This window comes from Marinobacter litoralis (assembly GCF_016427555.1).
GTDB lineage: Bacteria > Pseudomonadota > Gammaproteobacteria > Pseudomonadales > Oleiphilaceae > Marinobacter > Marinobacter litoralis_A.
The window spans coordinates 902,576-920,191 of the sequence record NZ_JAELVS010000001.1 but is presented as its reverse complement, the minus strand read 5'-3'; the positions used below and the strand labels follow the sequence as shown (position 1 = coordinate 920,191).

At 55.0% G+C, this 17,616-nt stretch carries 23 protein-coding genes and 1 pseudogene; 13 read left to right on the top strand and 11 right to left on the bottom strand.

What is annotated here, in order from left to right:
• Positions 1 to 156: 156 nt before the first annotated feature.
• The 6 genes from JAO79_RS04165 (at position 157) to trpE (ending at position 5,629) form a co-directional block, all read left to right on the top strand.
• On the top strand, positions 157 to 1,203 hold the full coding sequence (locus JAO79_RS04165) for an aminoglycoside phosphotransferase family protein (protein ID WP_199005871.1): 1,047 nt from the start codon (positions 157 to 159) through the stop codon (positions 1,201 to 1,203).
• Positions 1,200 to 1,892, top strand: coding sequence for an N-acetylmuramate alpha-1-phosphate uridylyltransferase MurU (murU, locus tag JAO79_RS04160; protein WP_199005870.1), 693 nt, complete (start codon positions 1,200 to 1,202; stop codon positions 1,890 to 1,892). The genes JAO79_RS04165 and murU overlap by 4 nt, the downstream gene beginning before the upstream one ends.
• Positions 1,889 to 2,638, top strand: coding sequence for a molecular chaperone DjlA (locus JAO79_RS04155; protein WP_199005869.1), 750 nt, complete (start codon positions 1,889 to 1,891; stop codon positions 2,636 to 2,638). The genes murU and JAO79_RS04155 overlap by 4 nt, the downstream gene beginning before the upstream one ends.
• A gap of 96 nt (positions 2,639 to 2,734) precedes the next feature.
• Complete coding sequence (rpe, locus tag JAO79_RS04150) at positions 2,735 to 3,421, top strand: ribulose-phosphate 3-epimerase (protein WP_199005868.1); 687 nt, start codon at positions 2,735 to 2,737, stop codon at positions 3,419 to 3,421.
• Positions 3,418 to 4,110, top strand: a complete 693-nt coding sequence (locus JAO79_RS04145) for a phosphoglycolate phosphatase (protein ID WP_199005867.1) — start codon at positions 3,418 to 3,420, stop codon at positions 4,108 to 4,110. Before rpe ends, JAO79_RS04145 begins: the two co-directional genes overlap by 4 nt.
• 31 nt (positions 4,111 to 4,141) lie before the next feature.
• Positions 4,142 to 5,629: an anthranilate synthase component I gene (gene trpE / locus JAO79_RS04140; RefSeq protein ID WP_199005866.1), complete on the top strand. Its 1,488-nt coding sequence runs from the start codon at positions 4,142 to 4,144 to the stop codon at positions 5,627 to 5,629.
• Positions 5,630 to 5,653: 24 nt separating this feature from the next.
• On the opposite strand, the gene JAO79_RS04135 is transcribed toward trpE, so the two are convergent.
• Entirely contained in the window at positions 5,654 to 6,031 is a 378-nt protein-coding gene (locus tag JAO79_RS04135) for a nuclear transport factor 2 family protein (protein WP_199005865.1), read from the bottom strand.
• 20 nt (positions 6,032 to 6,051) lie between these two features.
• Positions 6,052 to 6,477 carry a group II truncated hemoglobin gene (locus JAO79_RS04130; protein ID WP_199005864.1) on the bottom strand — a complete coding sequence of 142 codons (426 nt, stop codon included), beginning with the start codon at positions 6,475 to 6,477 and terminating at the stop codon, positions 6,052 to 6,054.
• A gap of 296 nt (positions 6,478 to 6,773) precedes the next feature.
• On the opposite strand from JAO79_RS04130, the gene JAO79_RS04125 reads away from it, so the two are divergent.
• Positions 6,774 to 8,219, top strand: a complete 1,446-nt coding sequence (locus JAO79_RS04125) for an exonuclease domain-containing protein (protein WP_199005863.1) — start codon at positions 6,774 to 6,776, stop codon at positions 8,217 to 8,219.
• A gap of 68 nt (positions 8,220 to 8,287) precedes the next feature.
• On the opposite strand, the gene JAO79_RS04120 is transcribed toward JAO79_RS04125, so the two are convergent.
• Positions 8,288 to 8,722, bottom strand: coding sequence for a MerR family transcriptional regulator (locus JAO79_RS04120; protein WP_227664317.1), 435 nt, complete (start codon positions 8,720 to 8,722; stop codon positions 8,288 to 8,290).
• A 69-nt stretch (positions 8,723 to 8,791) separates the two neighbouring features.
• Between JAO79_RS04120 and JAO79_RS04115 the strand changes: the two genes are divergently transcribed.
• Positions 8,792 to 9,436 carry a cation diffusion facilitator family transporter gene (locus JAO79_RS04115; protein WP_199005861.1) on the top strand — a complete coding sequence of 215 codons (645 nt, stop codon included), beginning with the start codon at positions 8,792 to 8,794 and terminating at the stop codon, positions 9,434 to 9,436.
• 27 nt (positions 9,437 to 9,463) lie between these two features.
• Here the strand turns inward: JAO79_RS04115 and JAO79_RS04110 are convergent, their stop codons facing one another.
• From JAO79_RS04110 to JAO79_RS04100, 3 genes are all read right to left on the bottom strand, one after another.
• Entirely contained in the window at positions 9,464 to 10,081 is a 618-nt protein-coding gene (locus JAO79_RS04110) for a DJ-1/PfpI family protein (RefSeq protein WP_199005860.1), read from the bottom strand.
• Positions 10,082 to 10,148: 67 nt separating this feature from the next.
• Positions 10,149 to 10,520: a DUF805 domain-containing protein gene (locus tag JAO79_RS04105; protein ID WP_199005859.1), complete on the bottom strand. Its 372-nt coding sequence runs from the start codon at positions 10,518 to 10,520 to the stop codon at positions 10,149 to 10,151.
• 86 nt (positions 10,521 to 10,606) lie between these two features.
• On the bottom strand, positions 10,607 to 10,882 hold the full coding sequence (locus JAO79_RS04100; RefSeq protein WP_199005858.1) for a hypothetical protein: 276 nt from the start codon (positions 10,880 to 10,882) through the stop codon (positions 10,607 to 10,609).
• Between the two features lie 5 nt (positions 10,883 to 10,887).
• Here JAO79_RS04100 and JAO79_RS16545 point away from each other — a divergent pair, with 5 nt between their 5' ends.
• On the top strand, positions 10,888 to 10,992 hold the full coding sequence (locus JAO79_RS16545; protein ID WP_199005857.1) for a type II toxin-antitoxin system CcdA family antitoxin: 105 nt from the start codon (positions 10,888 to 10,890) through the stop codon (positions 10,990 to 10,992).
• Positions 10,993 to 11,066: 74 nt separating this feature from the next.
• Here the strand turns inward: JAO79_RS16545 and brnA are convergent, their stop codons facing one another.
• The 5 genes and pseudogenes from brnA to JAO79_RS04070 all read right to left on the bottom strand — a co-directional run bounded on the left by brnA (position 11,067) and on the right by JAO79_RS04070 (position 13,703).
• Entirely contained in the window at positions 11,067 to 11,336 is a 270-nt protein-coding gene (gene brnA, locus JAO79_RS04090) for a type II toxin-antitoxin system BrnA family antitoxin (protein WP_199005856.1), read from the bottom strand.
• A complete protein-coding gene (locus JAO79_RS04085; protein WP_199005855.1) occupies positions 11,326 to 11,589 on the bottom strand; it encodes a BrnT family toxin in 264 nt (87 codons plus the stop codon). Before JAO79_RS04085 ends, brnA begins: the two co-directional genes overlap by 11 nt.
• Positions 11,590 to 11,668: 79 nt before the next feature.
• A pseudogene (locus JAO79_RS04080) lies at positions 11,669 to 11,884 on the bottom strand (IS1182 family transposase); the annotation flags it as partial.
• A gap of 141 nt (positions 11,885 to 12,025) precedes the next feature.
• Positions 12,026 to 13,270 (bottom strand): AAA family ATPase, encoded by a 1,245-nt coding sequence (locus JAO79_RS04075; RefSeq protein WP_199005854.1) that lies wholly within the window; start codon positions 13,268 to 13,270, stop codon positions 12,026 to 12,028.
• A 130-nt stretch (positions 13,271 to 13,400) separates the two neighbouring features.
• Complete coding sequence (locus JAO79_RS04070; protein ID WP_199005853.1) at positions 13,401 to 13,703, bottom strand: Ada metal-binding domain-containing protein; 303 nt, start codon at positions 13,701 to 13,703, stop codon at positions 13,401 to 13,403.
• Between the two features lie 345 nt (positions 13,704 to 14,048).
• On the opposite strand from JAO79_RS04070, the gene JAO79_RS04065 reads away from it, so the two are divergent.
• The 4 genes from JAO79_RS04065 (at position 14,049) to trpD (ending at position 17,612) form a co-directional block, all read left to right on the top strand.
• Entirely contained in the window at positions 14,049 to 15,410 is a 1,362-nt protein-coding gene (locus JAO79_RS04065) for a hypothetical protein (RefSeq protein WP_199005852.1), read from the top strand.
• 24 nt (positions 15,411 to 15,434) lie between these two features.
• Complete coding sequence (locus tag JAO79_RS04060) at positions 15,435 to 15,821, top strand: hypothetical protein (protein WP_199005851.1); 387 nt, start codon at positions 15,435 to 15,437, stop codon at positions 15,819 to 15,821.
• 167 nt (positions 15,822 to 15,988) lie between these two features.
• A complete protein-coding gene (locus JAO79_RS04055) occupies positions 15,989 to 16,567 on the top strand; it encodes an aminodeoxychorismate/anthranilate synthase component II (protein ID WP_114335463.1) in 579 nt (192 codons plus the stop codon).
• A 16-nt stretch (positions 16,568 to 16,583) separates the two neighbouring features.
• Complete coding sequence (trpD, locus tag JAO79_RS04050) at positions 16,584 to 17,612, top strand: anthranilate phosphoribosyltransferase (RefSeq protein WP_199005850.1); 1,029 nt, start codon at positions 16,584 to 16,586, stop codon at positions 17,610 to 17,612.
• The last annotated feature ends 4 nt before the right edge of the window (positions 17,613 to 17,616 follow it).

Below are 17,616 nucleotides of genomic sequence, written 5' to 3'. Positions count from 1 at the left end.
AGATGAATGGTGGCTGTTTTCAAGAACAGCTGCCTAGTTTACACGCGCCCCCCGAGCTTGTTAACGGAAACACCGCTGCAAATCCGTTTTACGCTCTTTATACTCCTCTGCTAACGTTGCTACACAACAGAACAACTCAGGAATTACCATAAAATCATGGATACCCGTCTGCAGCAGCTGACCGATTGGGTCAGGCAATTTCCCGGTTTTGACAGCGCCAGCCCGGAACCCGTTTCCGGTGATGCCAGCTTCCGCCGTTACTTCCGGGTATGGCGGGAAACGTCCGGGCAAGCGCGCACGCCGTTCATCGTGATGGATGCACCGCCCGAGCATGAAAACTGCGAGCCGTTTGTGGCCATCGCGAAACACTGGCACCAGCATGGGATTCACGTACCCGACATCGCAGGCGAAGACCTGAACCAGGGCTTCCTGTTGCTGGAAGATTTCGGCGACAACCTGATGCTCGGCGCGGTCACCGAACAAAACGCAGACACCTGTTACCGGCAAGCACTGGATGAGTTGGTGCGCATCGCACAGCAAAGTGCACCCGCAGAGCACGCGCTGCCGCACTACGACGATGCCATGCTCGACCGTGAAATGGCCCTCTTCCCCGACTGGCTACTGGAGAAACATTTAGGGCTGACCTTGTGCAATCAGCAACGCGCTTTGCTGGACACCACTTTCAGCCTGCTGAAAGAAAGCGCCCTGACCGAGCCGGAAGTCACCGTGCACCGCGACTACCACTCCCGCAACCTGCTGATTCGCGATGGCCAAAATGCCCCCGGCGTGATCGATTTCCAGGACGCGGTTATCGGCCCAGTCACCTACGACGCGGTGTCCTTGCTCAAAGACTGCTACATACGCTGGCCGGAAGATAAAATTGTCGAGTGGCTGGAACACTACCGCCTAGCCAGCCTCAACGCCGGCTTGCACCGGGCCGACCCGGACACCTTCCGCCAGTGGTTCGAATTGATGGGTATGCAACGCCACCTGAAAGCCGCCGGTATCTTTGCAAGGCTGGCGATTCGCGATGGCAAAACCGGTTATCTGGGGGACATTCCTCGCACCGTCAGTTACCTTCGCGATGCCAGCGCCCGCCAACCGGCACTCCGGCATTTCCACGAGTGGTTGTGTGGCACCGTTATCCCCGCGATTGAAAGTAAGATCGGCCCGGTACCGGCTCCGGAGAAACGCACATCGTGAAAGCCATGATCCTCGCCGCAGGCAAGGGCGAACGCATGCGCCCACTCACGCTAACAACGCCGAAACCCCTGCTTCGCGCCGGCGGCAAGCCGCTGATCGTGTTTCACTTGGAGAATCTGAAGCAGGCCGGTTTTCAGCACGTGGTGATCAACCATGCCTGGTTGGGTGAGCAGATCGAGCAACAGCTGGGCAATGGCCAACAGTTCGGGCTAACCCTGAAATATTCGCCCGAAGGCGAACCGCTGGAAACCGCCGGCGGCATCGTGCGCGCCATGCCCCTGCTTACCGAGCACCCTGACGAGTGGTTTCTGGTAATCAACGGCGACATCTGGACCGACTTTCCACTCGGCCAATTGCAGCCGCCGGCCGACCCAAACTGCAATGCCTTGTTGGTGCTCACCAACAATCCCGAGCACCACCCGGATGGCGATTTCCGGCTGTTACCGGATGGCCGGCTATGCGCCGAAGGCGACCGCAAACTGACCTTCACCGGCATCAGCCTTCTACGCCGCCGCTTGTTTGATGGCCTTGATGACACCGCCGGCAAACTCGGCCCGGTCCTTCGCGATGCCATGGCACAACAACGAGTACGCGGTTTGAAACACTCCGGCCTGTGGGTGGATGTGGGCACGCCGGCCCGACTGGAACAACTGGACACTCTGCTGACGGAACACGCACCGCAACCATGACCAACGCCAAAGGGCCGTCTTTGCCGGCACGCATTGAATCGGTTTTCTCGGATCTGCTGCACGAGCTGTCCAGTTGCGGACATCAGGCCAATACCCTGATCGAACGCGCCCGTTTGCCGAGCCGTTGCCGCAAGCCGCTGTTTTTCTTTTTGGGCTACATCGCCAAAGCCGATGGCCGGGTGATGGAAAACGACATCCGCTACGCCGAGTTGCTGATGAAAGCGCTGCGGCTGTCCTCCCGGCAACGCAAAAAAGCCATCGAATATTATCAGCGTGGCAAAGACGCCAGCGGCGTGGCGTTCCACCGAGGGCTCTGGAACCGAATTGTCGCCAAGCTGTCTCCCGGTGCCGCCATCAAAATGGCCATGTGCCTGTGCCACGGCGCCCAGGTACTCGGCAAACCCAGTAAAGAACGGCGCTACCGCTGTGAAGACGCCATCGACAACCTCGGCCTTCCGATGGAAATCAGCGATGACATTTTTGCCAGCTACGCCAGCAAAGTGTGGATACGCTCCGCCAGCACCGCCGAAAAACCCAAAAACTACGAACAGGCCTGCGAGATCCTCGGCGTTACCCGCCGAGACAGTTTCGAGGCCATCAAGCGCATCTATCGCAAACGTCTGTCCACCTGCCACCCGGACAAAATCGCGCAACAAAACCTGTCGGATTACGAACTGGCCGCCGCCAAAGACCAGCTTCTGCGCTACCAACAGGCCTGGGAGTTGATCAAACGGCATAACCGTTAACAAAACCACCCGCCACGCGCTGCGAAAACCCTCAACAAGCTGATAGACTTACCAGCTAATACAGCTGCCGTAATTCACCTGACCGAGAGTGCGCCGATGAACCCATACCTGATTGCTCCGTCTATCCTCTCCGCCGATTTCGCCCGCCTGGGTGAGGAAGTCGATAACGTACTGGCTGCCGGTGCCGACGTAGTGCACTTCGACGTTATGGACAATCACTACGTACCCAACCTCACCATCGGCCCCATGGTATGCGAAGCCCTGCGCAAGCACGGCGTGACTGCCCCCATCGACGTGCACCTGATGGTGTCTCCGGTGGATGACCTGATCCGCATGTTCATCGACGCTGGCGCCAGCTACATCACCTTTCATCCGGAAGCGTCCAGCCACATCGACCGCTCGCTGCAACTGATTCGCGACGGCGGCTGCAAAGCGGGATTGGTATTTAATCCCGCCACGCCACTGAGCTACATGGATTACGTGATGGACAAGCTCGACATGGTGCTGATGATGTCGGTCAACCCGGGCTTCGGCGGCCAGAAGTTCATTCCCGGCACCCTCGACAAGCTGCGCGAAGCCCGCAAGCGCATCGACGACAGCAACTACAACATCCGTCTGGAAATCGACGGCGGCGTGAAAATCGACAACATTCGTGAAATTGCCGAAGCCGGTGCCGACACCTTCGTAGCCGGTTCTGCCATCTTCAACACGCCGGATTACAAGGCCACCATCGACGCCATGCGCGAAGAACTGGAACAGGCCCGCAAGGTGATTGGCGGATGAGCAGCCTGAAAGGCCTGTTCAACCCCCGCTGGCCAGCGGCCGCCCTGTTTGATCTGGACGGCACATTGGTGGACAGCGCGCCGGATTTAGCCGCGGCCGTTGACGACATGCTCACCAAACTGGGCCGAAGCCCCGCCGGGCTTGCCAACGTACGCAACTGGGTGGGCAACGGCGCCAGCGTTCTGGTGCGCCGCGCACTGGCTGGCAAAACCGACTGGGAGCCCGCGTCGCCGAAAGACGATGCCCTGCACCCGGATGCACTGGGTATTTTTTACCAGAGCTACGCCGAGCTGAACGGTCAAAACGCGGTGGTCTTTGACGGTGTGTTCGAATGCCTGGAGCACCTGAAGGCCAATGGCTGCCGCATGGCCGTGGTCACCAACAAACCCGATCAGTTTGTTGGTCCGTTGCTGGAACAAACCGGACTGGCGCCCTATTTCGACCTATTCGTGGGCGGTGATACCTTAGCGGTGAAAAAACCAGACCCGGCTCCGTTGCTGCACGCCATGGAAAAACTGGGCAGCACCATCGGCACGACCGTAATGGTGGGTGACTCCGCGGCAGACGTAAACGCGGCGTTGAAAGCAGGCATGCCCTGTGTAGCCGTGCGCTATGGTTACAACTTCGGCGCCTCCATCGACAGCCTTGGCGCCGATGCGGTGGTAGATTCGCTGACCGAGCTTTTATAAACACGCAGACCCGAATTCAGGAAACGACAAAATGACACCTGAGCACTTCTCCAGACTGGCCCAAGACGGCTACAACCGGATACCGGTGTATCGCGAAGTTCTGGCTGATCTGGACACACCTCTGAGCACCTACCTGAAACTGGCCAGTGGCCCGTATTCTTATCTGTTCGAATCCGTTCAGGGTGGTGAGAAGTGGGGCCGTTACTCCATCATCGGCCTGCCCTCGCGAGAAGTGCTGAAAGTCTACGATCACCGCATTGAAGTGAGCCAGAACGGCAAGGTAGTAGAGCAAGCCGAAGTGGAAGATCCGCTCACCTTTGTGGACGAATACCAGAAACGCTTCAACGCGCCAGACCTGCCGGAACTGCCTCGTTTTAACGGCGGGCTGGTGGGTTACTTCGGTTACGACACCGTGCGCTACATCGAAAAGCGCCTGCGCAAGAGCTGTCCGCCGGACAAAATCGGCACCCCGGACATCCTGCTGATGGTGTCGAACGAAATCGTGGTATTCGACAACCTGCGCGGTAAGCTGCACCTGATCGTACACGTAGACCCGGCGGTTGAAGGTGCCTACGAACAGGCCCAGGCCCGCATCGACGAACTGGAAAACCAGCTACACCGCACCACCGCCGATGCACCGCGCACGCCGGAACACCTGCGTGGCAAAGAAGTGGACGAAAGCGATTTTGTTTCCGGCTTCTCGCAGGACAAGTTCGAAGCGGCTGTGGATAAAATCAAAGGCTATGTGCTGGATGGCGACGTGATGCAAACCGTCATATCCCAGCGCATGTCCATTCAGTTTGAAGCGCCGCCGCTGAACCTGTACCGGTCATTGCGGGTACTGAACCCATCGCCGTACATGTACTTCCTCGATCTGGACGATTTCCACATTGTCGGTTCATCCCCGGAAATTCTGGCGCGGGTAGAAGACGAAGAAGTGACCGTGCGGCCCATCGCCGGCACCCGCAAACGCGGCGCCACCGATGCTGAAGACAACGCACTGGAAAAAGAGCTGCTGGCCGACCCGAAAGAAATCGCCGAGCACCTGATGCTGATCGACCTCGGCCGAAACGACGCTGGCCGGGTGTCCGAAACCGGCACCGTGCGCCTGACCGACAAGATGATTGTGGAGCGCTATTCCCACGTGATGCACATCGTCTCGAACGTCACCGGCCGTTTGGACAAAGACACCAGCTGCCTGGACGTACTGCGCGCCACGCTGCCCGCAGGCACCCTGAGCGGCGCTCCGAAGATCCGGGCAATGGAAATCATTGATGAACTGGAACCGGTAAAACGGGGCGTGTACGGCGGGGCTGTGGGCTACTTGTCATTCAACGGCAACATGGACACCGCCATCGCAATCCGCACCGCCGTGATCAAAGACAACACCCTGCACATTCAGGCGGGCGCCGGCGTTGTCGCCGATTCAGTACCTCGCCTGGAATGGAAAGAAACCATGAACAAGGGCCGGGCCATTTTCAAAGCGGTCGCCATGACCTACAACGATTACGACCACTAACACCCGGTACAGAACACCTGCCGATCAGTTCGCTGACGGCAGGTTGCCTCCCAACATATTCTCGACCACTGCGGCGTTGTAGAAGGTTTCCACGGTTTGGATCTTATCGTCCCGAACCCGGAACCAGACCGCCAACCGCACATCGCCGATCTGCTCGAAGTAGGTTTGGTAATCCAGAATCGCATACACATGCTCGCCATCGGCACTGAGCTGGCGCAGCACCAGATCCTTCTGAATAGCCACCATACCGAACTGGTACGACACCATGTCATCCCGGTTCAGAAAACGCATATTCGGGCCAACATACTCAAAGCCCTCTTCAGCCAGCAGCGTTTTTGCTTTCTCCAAGCGCTGAGCACTTACGTCAGCGATAAATTGCGCCACAATTTCTTTCGGCTGCATGACTCACACTCCAACAATGATTAGCGCGAAACCGGTGCGCTACAAACACTTCTGATTCGCTCGGCCGGCACCCACAACTGCTTAATCAGATACGCTTTGAACGACTCATCATACGGCTGATCCGCCACGGCCTTCTGCATGCACAGCATCCAGGCATCGCGATCTTCTTCACCCACAGGCAAATGCCGATGAACCATCGGAATGTTGATGCTACCGAAATGCTCCGCATAGAGCCTTGGCCCGCCTAACCAGCCCGACAAGAAGTAAGCCAATTTGGTGCGGGATTCGGTTAAATCCGGCCGGTGCATCGCCAGAATTTTCCGCGCCTCTGGCAGCGTTTCCATGTAATCGTAAAACGCGTTCACCAACCGGGTAATGCCTTCCAGCTCGCCGGCGGCGCGGTAAGATGTATCTCCGTCACCGTATTTAGGTACTGCTGTGCTCATTTTGCTTTAACTCTAGTGTAAGAAGCCTATGAAAGCACTCTACTACAGTTCCGGCAGGCTTATACACTCGCGCCATTAAACCGCTACTGAGTCGGCATCAAGGTGATTTCCCGAACATCGCACCTTGGGTCGGCCGACATGGCCTATAAAACAGCATCCGCCACATCGCTAGGGTCCAGCTTGTCGGGCTTGGCGACAAGTGATCAGAACGATTTTTTCATCTTTCATTGCTGTTACTCCTGATTGAGGCCAAGCTCTTTTGGAACTGCGGCATTTAACTCTACTCGCGTGAGACGATGACAACCAGCTACCTCGAACAAACCACCTTTGCGTTTCTCGATATTGAAACCACCGGCGGAAACTCATCCCACGACCGGATTACCGAGATCGGCATCCGCTTCTGGCGCGCCGGCGAGGTTGTGGACGAGTGGCAAACCTTGCTCAACCCCGGCATGCGCATCTCGCCGTTTATCGAGCAACTGACTGGCATTTCCAACGCCATGGTCGCCGATGCACCGCCGTTTGAAGCCATCGCGGATACGCTCGAAGAGAAACTCAGAGATACTGTATTTGTTGCCCACAACGCACGCTTCGATTACGGCTTCATCAAATCGGAATACCGCCGGCTCGGGCGACTGTTTTCGGCGCGGGTGCTTTGCACCGTAAAACTGTCCCGGCGTCTGTACCCCGAATTTCGCCGGCACAACATGGATTCGCTGATCGAACGCCATGGCCTGGCCCAGGTACAACGGCACCGGGCCATGGGCGATGTGGCCGCCATGCTCGAGTTTTTCACCCGCGCCCGAGCTGACAAAGGCGATGCGCAAATGGAAGCGGCCATTGCCACCCTGCTGCAAAAGCCAAGCATTCCCTCACACTTGCCGCCAGACATCCTGAGTGACCTGCCCCGGGGCCCGGGGGTCTATCGGTTCTATGGCGAAAACGATGCGCTTCTGTATGTGGGCAAAAGCACCAACATTGCCCAGCGCGTGGCGTCGCATTTCTCCGGCGACCACAACACCAGCAAAGGAGTGCGTATTTCTGAAAGCCTGCGCCGCATCGATTACACCGAAACCGCCGGCGAGCTCGGTGCCTTATTGTTGGAGCTTCGGCAAATCAAAACCCTTAGCCCGCTGTTCAACCGGCGGTCCCGCGCGGCGAAAAATCTGGTGAGCATCGAGCTGACACCGAACGCGTCCGGTTACCTGCAGGCGCGCCTGATTCGGGAAATAGAACCGCATCGCCTTGCCAGTTACTTCGGTCTGTTTCGCAGCAAGCGCGATGCCGAGCGCGCGTTGACCGGCATCGCCGCCAAAAACGAGCTGTGCAACCAGCTGCTAGGGCTGGAGCCCGAACGGGATGGCCCCTGTTTTCAACGCACATTGGGGCGATGCAAAGGCGCCTGTGAAGGGATTGAAGACGTAACCCGGTACAATCTGCGAGTGCAAATTGCCTTTCACCAGCTGCGCTTGAAAACCTGGCCATGGAAAGGCCCGGTCGCGATTGTGGAGCATCGAAGTGATGGGGCGCAGCCGGATATTCTGGTGATCTACAACTGGATTCACGTGACCACAGTGCACGACGAACAAGAGCTTGATGATCTGTCGCTGTCTGGCCAGTCAGTCACCTTTGACCTGGACTCTTACAAGTTACTGGTTAAAGCGCTGATGGGCAGCGGGCCAAAAAACCATTCCCTGATCGAACTGCCGGCCGTGGGTGCGCCCGATGTGCTTATGCCGTGATGGTTGCTCTCAGGCTTTCGGCTGAAACCCGAAGCCAGCGTCGAGCAAATCCAAGTGGAGCGATTCGGCTATGAGCATTTCGCTCTCCGGTTGTGCGCCGCTTCGCCAGACAACGTCTCGACAATGCGGCAATCCATGATCGCCCCGCCGTCACAACACGCGCTCAGTCTTTCCAGCTCCTGCTCCATAGCACGCAGATCTTTGAGCCGAGAGCGCACCTGCTCCAACTGTTGTTCCACTTTGGCATCTACGCCGGCACAGGAATCCTGTTGCCGATCAGCCAGCGACAGCAGTTCACGGATATCATCAAGACTAAACCCCAGCCCGCGGCTTCGCCGGATAAACAGCAGCCGCGAATAGTCGGCTTCGGAGTACAAACGATAGCCCGATTCCGACCGGCTGGCTTTCGGTAACAGCCCGATTTTTTCGTAGTAGCGAATGGTCACGGCCTTGATGCCCGTATCAGCGGCCAGCCGGCCGACTGTGTAACTTTTTTCGCTCATCATCATTGACCTTATAGTTACTATAACCCTTAGTGTACCGATGAAATGCTAATTTTAGGAGGCTCCGCCGTGGACAGCTGCTGTGAAAATAAAGCCGGTGAACTGGCACAACTGAGGGCCAATCAAAGCCGGGTGCTTTACATTGCCTTTGCCATCAATGCGGTGATGTTTGTGGTGGAATTCGCCGCTGGCTGGATCGCAAGCTCGACCGCGCTACTGGGTGATTCTCTCGACATGTTTGGCGACGCCTCGGTGTATGCGCTGACCTTGTTCGTATTAGACAGAAGCCGCCAGGCACGGGCCGGGGCAGCCTTGTTCAAGGGCGGCTTTATGCTGTTGTTCGGGCTGGTTGTAGTGGCCGATGCGATTCGCAAACTGGTGCTACAGGAAGTGCCCGCAGCCGAATGGATGGGTGCGATTGGTGTTCTGGCTCTGATTGCAAACGGCATATGTTTCGCGTTGCTTTACCGCCACCGTGCAGACGACCTCAACATGCGCTCCACTTGGCTATGCTCCCGCAACGACTTGGTCTCCAACACCAGCGTCATCATCGCCGCCGGCCTGGTTGCCCTCACCAATACCCTGTGGCCGGATATCATTGTGGGTCTCGCCATTGCCGCGCTCTTCCTGCACTCCGCCTGGCAGGTTATGCGTGAAGCTATCGAAGAATGGCGCGCCGGTCGCGCTGAAGCCGCGGAGCTTGAACATAGATAAGCCGGCGGGGGCTCTGACGATCTTGCATTAAGCAAGCCCATAGATCCGGGCAAACGGATCCCAACTCGCATCGCTATGCCATTCGTACTCTGTCCAAGTGGCGATATCCATCGCCAATTGGGAGCCAAGCATTTTCTGAATCAGAGCCAGGGTCATATCGATGCCAGCCGTCACGCCTGACGATGTCAAAAACCGACCATCTTCAACCCAGCGCGCTTCCTCTACCCAGTGAACCTGCTCGCCTTGTGAGCTGGCCCAATCAAACGCTTTCTTGTTGGTGGTGGCCCTCACGCCGTCCAGTATTCCGGCCTTTGCCAGCAAGGCACTGCCGGTACACACAGAAGTTAGGTATTCCGACGTTTCGGCGTGATCCCGAATCCACTGAAGCAATACCTCGTTCGACACTTCAGCCCGCGTTCCTATGCCACCTGGCACCAAAACAATGTCGAAGCTCTTAGCATCGCAAAATGCCAGATCAGCGACGGACCTTGGCCCTTGGGCGCTGGCAACCTCACCGCCGCGTTCTGAAACCAACTGAATCTCAAAATGGTCCGGAGCCTGGCCATACATCTCGAGTGGGCCAAACACATCGAGAAGTTCGAAGCCGGGGAAGAGAAGAACACCTACTGATCGTTTGTTTTTCATTGGGCCTATCCTTGTCACCAAGTGCTTTGTTCAGCGGAGGGACAAACGCCCCCCGCTGAATACTATGTCAGGCGGCGGCCTCCTTCGGATTCGCGCCGTACTGGTTTTGCCCCGGCTTGCTGTCCAAAACCATAAACACCAGCAGCACAAGTGCGCCGATAACCGGCACAAGCACAATCCAAAACCACCAGCCACTGCGCCCCGTATCATGAAGCCGACGAACGGTAACCGCTAATCCCGGGATTAGAACGGCGAGCGAGTAGATACCACCCAGCAACCCTAATCCGGCAGCTTCGTTATAGCTCCCCGTGAATCCGTCGATTACACCAAGCACAAGGCTGATGATGATATTGAACAAGATGAAGAACCAATATTCCTTTCGTCTCGCCCGGCCGCTGAATACTGCGTATTTCTTTAATACTTCCAGATACCAGTTCATTTAAAGTCCTTTTAAGCCCCGAATTTAATTGGGCCCGTCGGCAAAGGGGCGCGCTGCCAACGGGTCGTTACTGCACAGAAAGAGAGCTAAACCCCCCACCAATTCCAGATCTTGCCGATACCGCGCCAGATGCCCCCGAGAATTGACGGAAACAGTTTCGGGAGCAGCAGGGCCAACACGGCAAAAACGATAATACAGGTGACGAGGTAACGACTACTGAGAAAACCATCCCAATACACGGCCAGTTCCAGGTTTACCCAGAACCAAACGAATGCTGCCGTTGGGATAGAGAAGAACAACGATGCGAAGAGACTGATCAACCTTGATTCTATCGGCCCGCCTTGGTTGCGATTATTCGCCATGATTTTTGTACATTCCTTGTTTATTTCGTCTTAGATTTTCTGCGATAACAACCTACAACGATTTCATCGAACAACATGGATGCTTTGGCGACGAATTCAGGGAGTTCTGAACGCACAGTTCGATATGTGCCCCAACCCGGGCGAAATCAGCTTTGCCGATCAGGAGCTTTTGCTGTTAGCTCCGCTAATGAGCATCGCCTGCGGCATCAGCATTGAGCGGCTTGTTAGCAGATTCCGCTTGTAGGCGCTCAACCAGCCACACCTTGATGATTGATTGGCGAGTAACGCCGATGCGCGCGGCCTCACGATCCAACGACTCTACGACCCAAGCAGGAAAGTCCACGTTAATTCGCTTTTGTTCCAGGTTGGTACGACGGGCCGTGGATAGATCAAGGTCTTCGACAATATCTTCCTGACCTCCGTCGAATTTTTTATCGAAATCTTTAGCTTTCATAGAGCTCAACCTCCTTCTTGCGAGAACGCCTGACTGAAATCAGCCGAATACGAGCTTCCCTGTAAGTGACGACAGCCGACCAATGCTTTTCGCAAATTTTGCCTATCAGCACGAACCTTGGCTCACCTTCTGATTTTGTACGTATTTCCAGCAGATACGGGTCTTTCCATAGCTCTTGAGCAGCCACGAAATCCATACCGTGTTTATCAAGGTTGGCCTGACTTTTAGCTTCGTCGAACTCAAATTCATCCATGAGTATAAATTATTCCTTTTTTACTCAGCTCGCAAGATCTAGAGCGTGTGGTGCAATGAGGCTGTAGAAAAACCCAAAAATAAGCGAACAGGATGATCTTCAGAAGAATGGCTGGATCGTAGGTCGTGCGGCCGGTGTCGTCGTTGCGGTACTTGGGGTGAAACACCGACAAATCCAGCTTGTGCTCAATCAGATAATGAACGGCGTGTTCAAAGGTGCCCGGCTGGAGCTGCTCTTGGTAATTGATCACGACCATCGCATCCTGGTCGTAGTTGTAGTGCTTGAAGCGGGGCATTCCGACGACTCCTTGTCTGTTTGCTCAATGCTACCAAAACCAGCTCGATTTGGGGTTTCTCTACAGCCTCAACGCTTTGGCTTTGCGGCGTACCGGAGCGCTAGCGCAGGTGCGTCCGACAACAGCCACTGGTTAGTTGTACTATCGCATAAATTTTTTCACTATGACTTTTTCAGCTTCTCTATCTTTGTAAAGTGCAACCCTTATGCACATCAAGTACCTCGGATCTTTTACTGAATAGGTGTTCATTTTGTTATTCCTATTTAGTAATGGCAATTCTCCTTTAGCCAACTCCGAAAGAATTGCACCAATCCCCATGTTCGTTTCAGGTATTGTTCCCGGAAACTCTTTCTCTATCATTGCCCCAATATCGTTTGAGTCAAACTGATGACTTCTAATTTTGGCAATACAAAAAATAACCTGATTTTTTCTTGCAACAGCGGTTTCACGACTATTCAGGTTTGATTCTATGGCCTGATAGCTTTGTCGAAGACCCTGCTTCAGCCAAGCAACGTCCGCATCTTTTAACAATTTCTTATCATACTTCCAATCATTGTCTTCTATCTCATACGCGAGGCACTCACAGTACTCATGGACTCTTTGAGCAATTCCCAAAGTAACATGCCATACATGGTTAGAAAGATCGATCAAAGATTGTCCAGTAAGATTTATATGCAACTGATCAAAACCTTTTTTTATAATCTCTGAAACCTGACCAGAATCCAATCCTGACACTTTCTCTATTTCTTGTATTCTATTAGAAACCGATTCGGCGTTTTTGGTTTCGTTGAAGTACTGCAAAACTCCATTTGGAACACCAACTATCAAAATATTTATATTGCTTTCCGAATACCGTTCATCATCCAAAAGAATAACGATATCTGCGAGCTCATCCATCAACTTTTTATTTTGAAATATCGACTCAAGGTTATCTAAAACTACTATTTTCTTCCCTGACACCGATTCTGAAAATAATCTAAACGCGCGCAGTAGAGGCTCTTCTTGAGCTAGTGTATAGCTTCCATTATGCTTTAACCCACCTTTGGCAAAATATGCATTAACTTCAGCAGCTTTCTCTTCACTAAACCCTAGTTTTGTTACCGTACCGGGCTCAACAATACTATTACAAATTTCTTGAGTAATAGACTGTAATCTTGATGCATTAGCACAGTTAGCAACCACAAAAGGAATCTTATTATCTTTTAAAACTTTCTTGTATAGCCAAGACTTTCCGTTTCCGCTATCACCAAATATTAATGTATGAGAGTTCCTTTTTAATGACCTAGCTAACACCTTTTCGTGTTGAGGTCGGTCTACATACATCGAAGTATTTACGTCAGTCTGACGTGGTGTAAACACCTCTGTGATTTCCTTTCTATTTGGCATCAAACTTACCTTAAAAATTGAACATTTCAGGGAATGGACATCAACTAACGCTTGCAGCATGCGCGCCTACGGAATGGAGCCGAAGGCGCAATGTAGTAGGCGTCGCCGTGCCTGCACTTGTTATGGGGTGTCACTTGGGCAGCGGCTTCCATGGGTAAACCTCCTTGCCCTGTGGCCCAGCTTTCCATACCTTATACTGCGAAATCATGCACCGTCCGCAGGGCCTATAACCGGCCCCAATAGCATCTTGCTCATTCGCAAAAAAGACACGGTGTTGTGCGTAGCCTTTTGCAAGTGCCCCATTTGCTGCTGAGCAATCTAAGCGACCGTATATTCTGGCTTTGGAGTTACCACCCAGAGTTCCGGGCGTATTACTGATGACTGTAGTTCCATCTGCTGAAAGCAACTTATAAGTTTTCACGAATACTCCCATACCCATAACAGCTAGTTATACGAACGCGTTCGTATAACTCCGTCCTTTCTAATAAAAATCGGCGCCGCACACGGCTCCCCGCCAACCATACTCGGAGTTATACGCCCTATCCCGATGAACTAACCCGTCACGAGATCTGCGCAGAACCTCTTCAGCAACCATATCAAAAGCTTACTAACAGTCACGCTTTTTCCCAAAAAATTCCGAGAACCGCTTCCCAATCAACGCACAATGCACGACGGCACATCCGAGGCTTTGCCCCACCCCATGCATAACCCTACCCAATCCCGCTATACTCCAAAGCCATCACCTCTCCACCCCGAGCTAAATTCCGTAAGGCCTTCAATGACCCACAAAACCACACTGCGGATTGCCACCCTTTCTCCGGTTCGCTCGCCCATCAGTGCCAACAGCGAACACCGCGCGGCCAAGGCGTTGCAGGGTGGTTCGGGGGAAGCTCGCAGGCGTCTGCTGCCGGCTTCGGATGCGCTTCTCCCTTTCGATTGGCCCTGGGCCAACGGTTACGGCACGCTGGCCCACGACAGTTTGCCGGTGTTCTTCCAGCCGTTTGATTGCTACGAGATTGATCATGCGGCCGCTCGGGAGCGTTCGGAGAATCTGGCGCGCATTTGTGATGACTGGAACGGCGAGATCGAGTCGTGCCAGCTGTTTCTGTACGACGACACGGTGGCACTGCTGCGGTTGGATGTCATGATCCAGGTGGACGAGGCCACGCTGGCAACCCTGGTTGAAACCGGCCAGTTAGACCGCACCCTGTCGGATGCGGCAGGGGATGTTTACGGGGCGCTGATTTATCCGGCTTTTCAGACTTATTGCCGGGAGTTTTCGTCACGTTTTGGCAAGAGCAAAGCGGGCGATGAGCAACAACTGCGGGACCCGAACAAGCTGACGGTTTTTAAAGATGTAGAATTCCGCGAAGCCACCGCCCCTGCCAGCCATGTGCTCTGGACCGGGCGCAGCATTGTGGCCAGCCCGGATGAGCTGGATCAGCCTGTGGGTGAGCTGCTGCGCCAGTGGGCGTCTTACGCCGGCTCCCTCGACGATCTCAAACAGGCGCGCCACTATGTGGGTTCCGGCAACATTCTGGTGGTGAGTGACCAGCCACAGGACTGCCGTGATGACTGGTTCCGGGGTTTGTCCATCTGCCAGTTCTACAACGCCATTTTGTTTATTTACGGCGCCATTCTGAAATCCAGTTATTCACAGCTCACCGATTTGCTGGGCGCGAAGCGCGCCCGTAACGGGGAGCTGAACCGGTTAATGGCGAACATTACCGTGAGTCTGGACCACCTTGAGTTCAGCCGGTTGGAGTTTAAAGAAGCCCGTGCAGGGGTGCAGGCCAACCGGGCCCGCATCGTGGAAGACACCTGTGCAGCCTGGCAGCTGGATACTCTCATCAGCAGCGCGCTGGAGCGTACCGATTTGATTCGTTCGCGCATTGCCCGGCTGCTGGAAGCGCGTAAATCCCGTGTGGATAAAACCGTTGAGCTGATTCTGGCCGGCATCGGGGGTGTGGCACTGGTGGAGCTGTTTATCTCGTTGACCACGGCTTCGCGCAACCTGCCCAGAGACGATTTCCCCGGCATTCTGGATGTGTTCTTGTGGTTGCCGCCGAATGGGGCCATTGCGCTGTCGTCTGCCCTGCTGGTGACGATCTTCATCTATATTTATCTGGCCAAACGCTGATTCGCGAATAATAAGGTTTCAACCATGACAGACAATGCTCGTATCCGCTTTTTGGTGCTGTTCTCGATCAGCCCGGAGAAAATGGCCGAGGTCGGCGACTTTGTGGCGGGCCAGCTGTCGCGGCGATTTGGTGGGGCCACGGTGCTGCACTCTTCCGACAGCGCAACGCTAACCGGGTTCTGGGCCGAGGATGGCCAGGAATTCAAAACCGCCTATGAGGGAGTTATCCACAAAGAGCCGGTGATCAGCCTGATGCTGTCGGTACTGCCCGAAAATGAGGAAGAAGCCTACAGCCAAATCAAAGCCTCACTGGCCGAGGCAGCGAAACGTTTTGCGCTGGATTGCCGCCACGTGCATGTGGAAACCCTGCGCGCCTCGGCACGGCATTTTGACCTTCAGGCCGAGCTTTAATGCCGGCCTCCCCGCCGGCCCCATATTGTACCCAAGCCGGTGGGCTGCAATAATCCCCAGTCTGTTTGCGCCAAACCTCCGGCAATGTGCGCTGTGAATCGCGTTTATACACAGCACCGCCCGCATGGCGAACACATCCACTGCTAGAACATACGGTCCCGATCGCTATGCTGCTGATGATTGATAACTACGATTCCTTCACCTACAACATTGTCCAGTATCTGGCCGAGCTGGGTACCGAGGTTCAGGTGCACCGGAACGATGAGATCACCATTGAGGAAATCGAGGCGCTGAACCCGGAACGGCTGGTGATTTCTCCCGGCCCCTGCACCCCGAATGAAGCAGGCATTTCCATGGAAGCCATTCGCCATTTTGCCGGCAAGCTTCCGATTCTGGGTATTTGCCTGGGTCATCAGTCCATCGGGCAGGTGTTTGGCGGCGACACCATTCGCGCCGGGCGTGTGATGCACGGCAAGGTATCCCCCGTTTACCACAAAGACACAGGCGTGTTCCGGGGCTTGAACAACCCGCTGCAGGCCACCCGTTACCACAGTCTGGTGATTGATCAGAACACCCTGCCGGACTGCCTGGAAGTGACCGCCTGGACCCGCAACGAAGACGGCTCTATCGAAGAAATCATGGGCGTGCGCCACAAGACTTTGCCGATTGAAGGCGTGCAGTTCCACCCCGAGTCGATCATGACCGAGCAAGGCCACGAATTGCTGCGCAACTTCCTCAAATCATAAGAAAGGACACCCACGCATGGATATGAAACAAGCCCTAGACCGCATTGCTGCCAATCTGGATTTGTCCCGTGAGGAAATGAAGGATGTGATGCGCATCGTGATGAAAGGCGAAGCCACCGATGCACAGGTAGGCGCTTTTCTGATGGGGTTGCGCCTGAAGAGCGAAACCATCGACGAGATTACCGGCGCTACCGAAGTCATGCGGGAGCTGGTTACCAAGGTGGATATCAAGGCCGAACCACTTGTGGATATCGTGGGTACCGGTGGCGATGGCGCAAACCTGTTCAACGTATCGTCGGCGGCTTCGTTTGTGGTGGCTGCGGCCGGTGGAAACGTGGCCAAGCACGGTAACCGGGGTGTTTCATCCAAAAGCGGCAGTGCCGATTTGATCGAGAAAGCCGGTGTAAATCTGAACATGTCACCGGAAGAAGTTGCCCGCTGCGTGGAAGAAATCGGCGTGGGCTTTATGTTCGCTCCGTCTCACCACGGCGCCATGAAGCATGCCATTGGCCCCCGTAAAGAACTGGGTTGCCGGACCATCTTCAACATCCTCGGCCCGATGACCAACCCGGCGGGCGTCAAGCGCCAGCTGATCGGTGTGTTCACCAAAGCCCTGTGCCGCCCGATGGCGGAAGTCATGCAGCGTTTGGGCGCCGAGCACATCATGGTGGTGCACTCGAAAGACGGGCTGGATGAAATCAGCCTGGCCACCGAGACCTACGTGGCCGAACTGAAAGACGGCGCCATCACCGAATACAGCATCACCCCGGAAGATCTGGGCATCAAGAGCCAGACTCTGGTGGGCCTGACCGTGGATTCCTCTGAAGAATCCCTCAAACTGATCCGCGCCGCCTTCGGTCGTCAGCACGACGAAACCACCGAGAAAGCCCGCGATATGATTGCTCTGAACGCCGGTGCGGCGATTTATATTGCCGGGCTGGCCAACACGCCACAAATGGGCGTAGAGATGGCGCTGGATGCCATGGGCTCTGGCTTGGCTGCGGGCAAGATGTCTGAACTTGCCGATTTCTCCCAATGTTTCTGAGGCT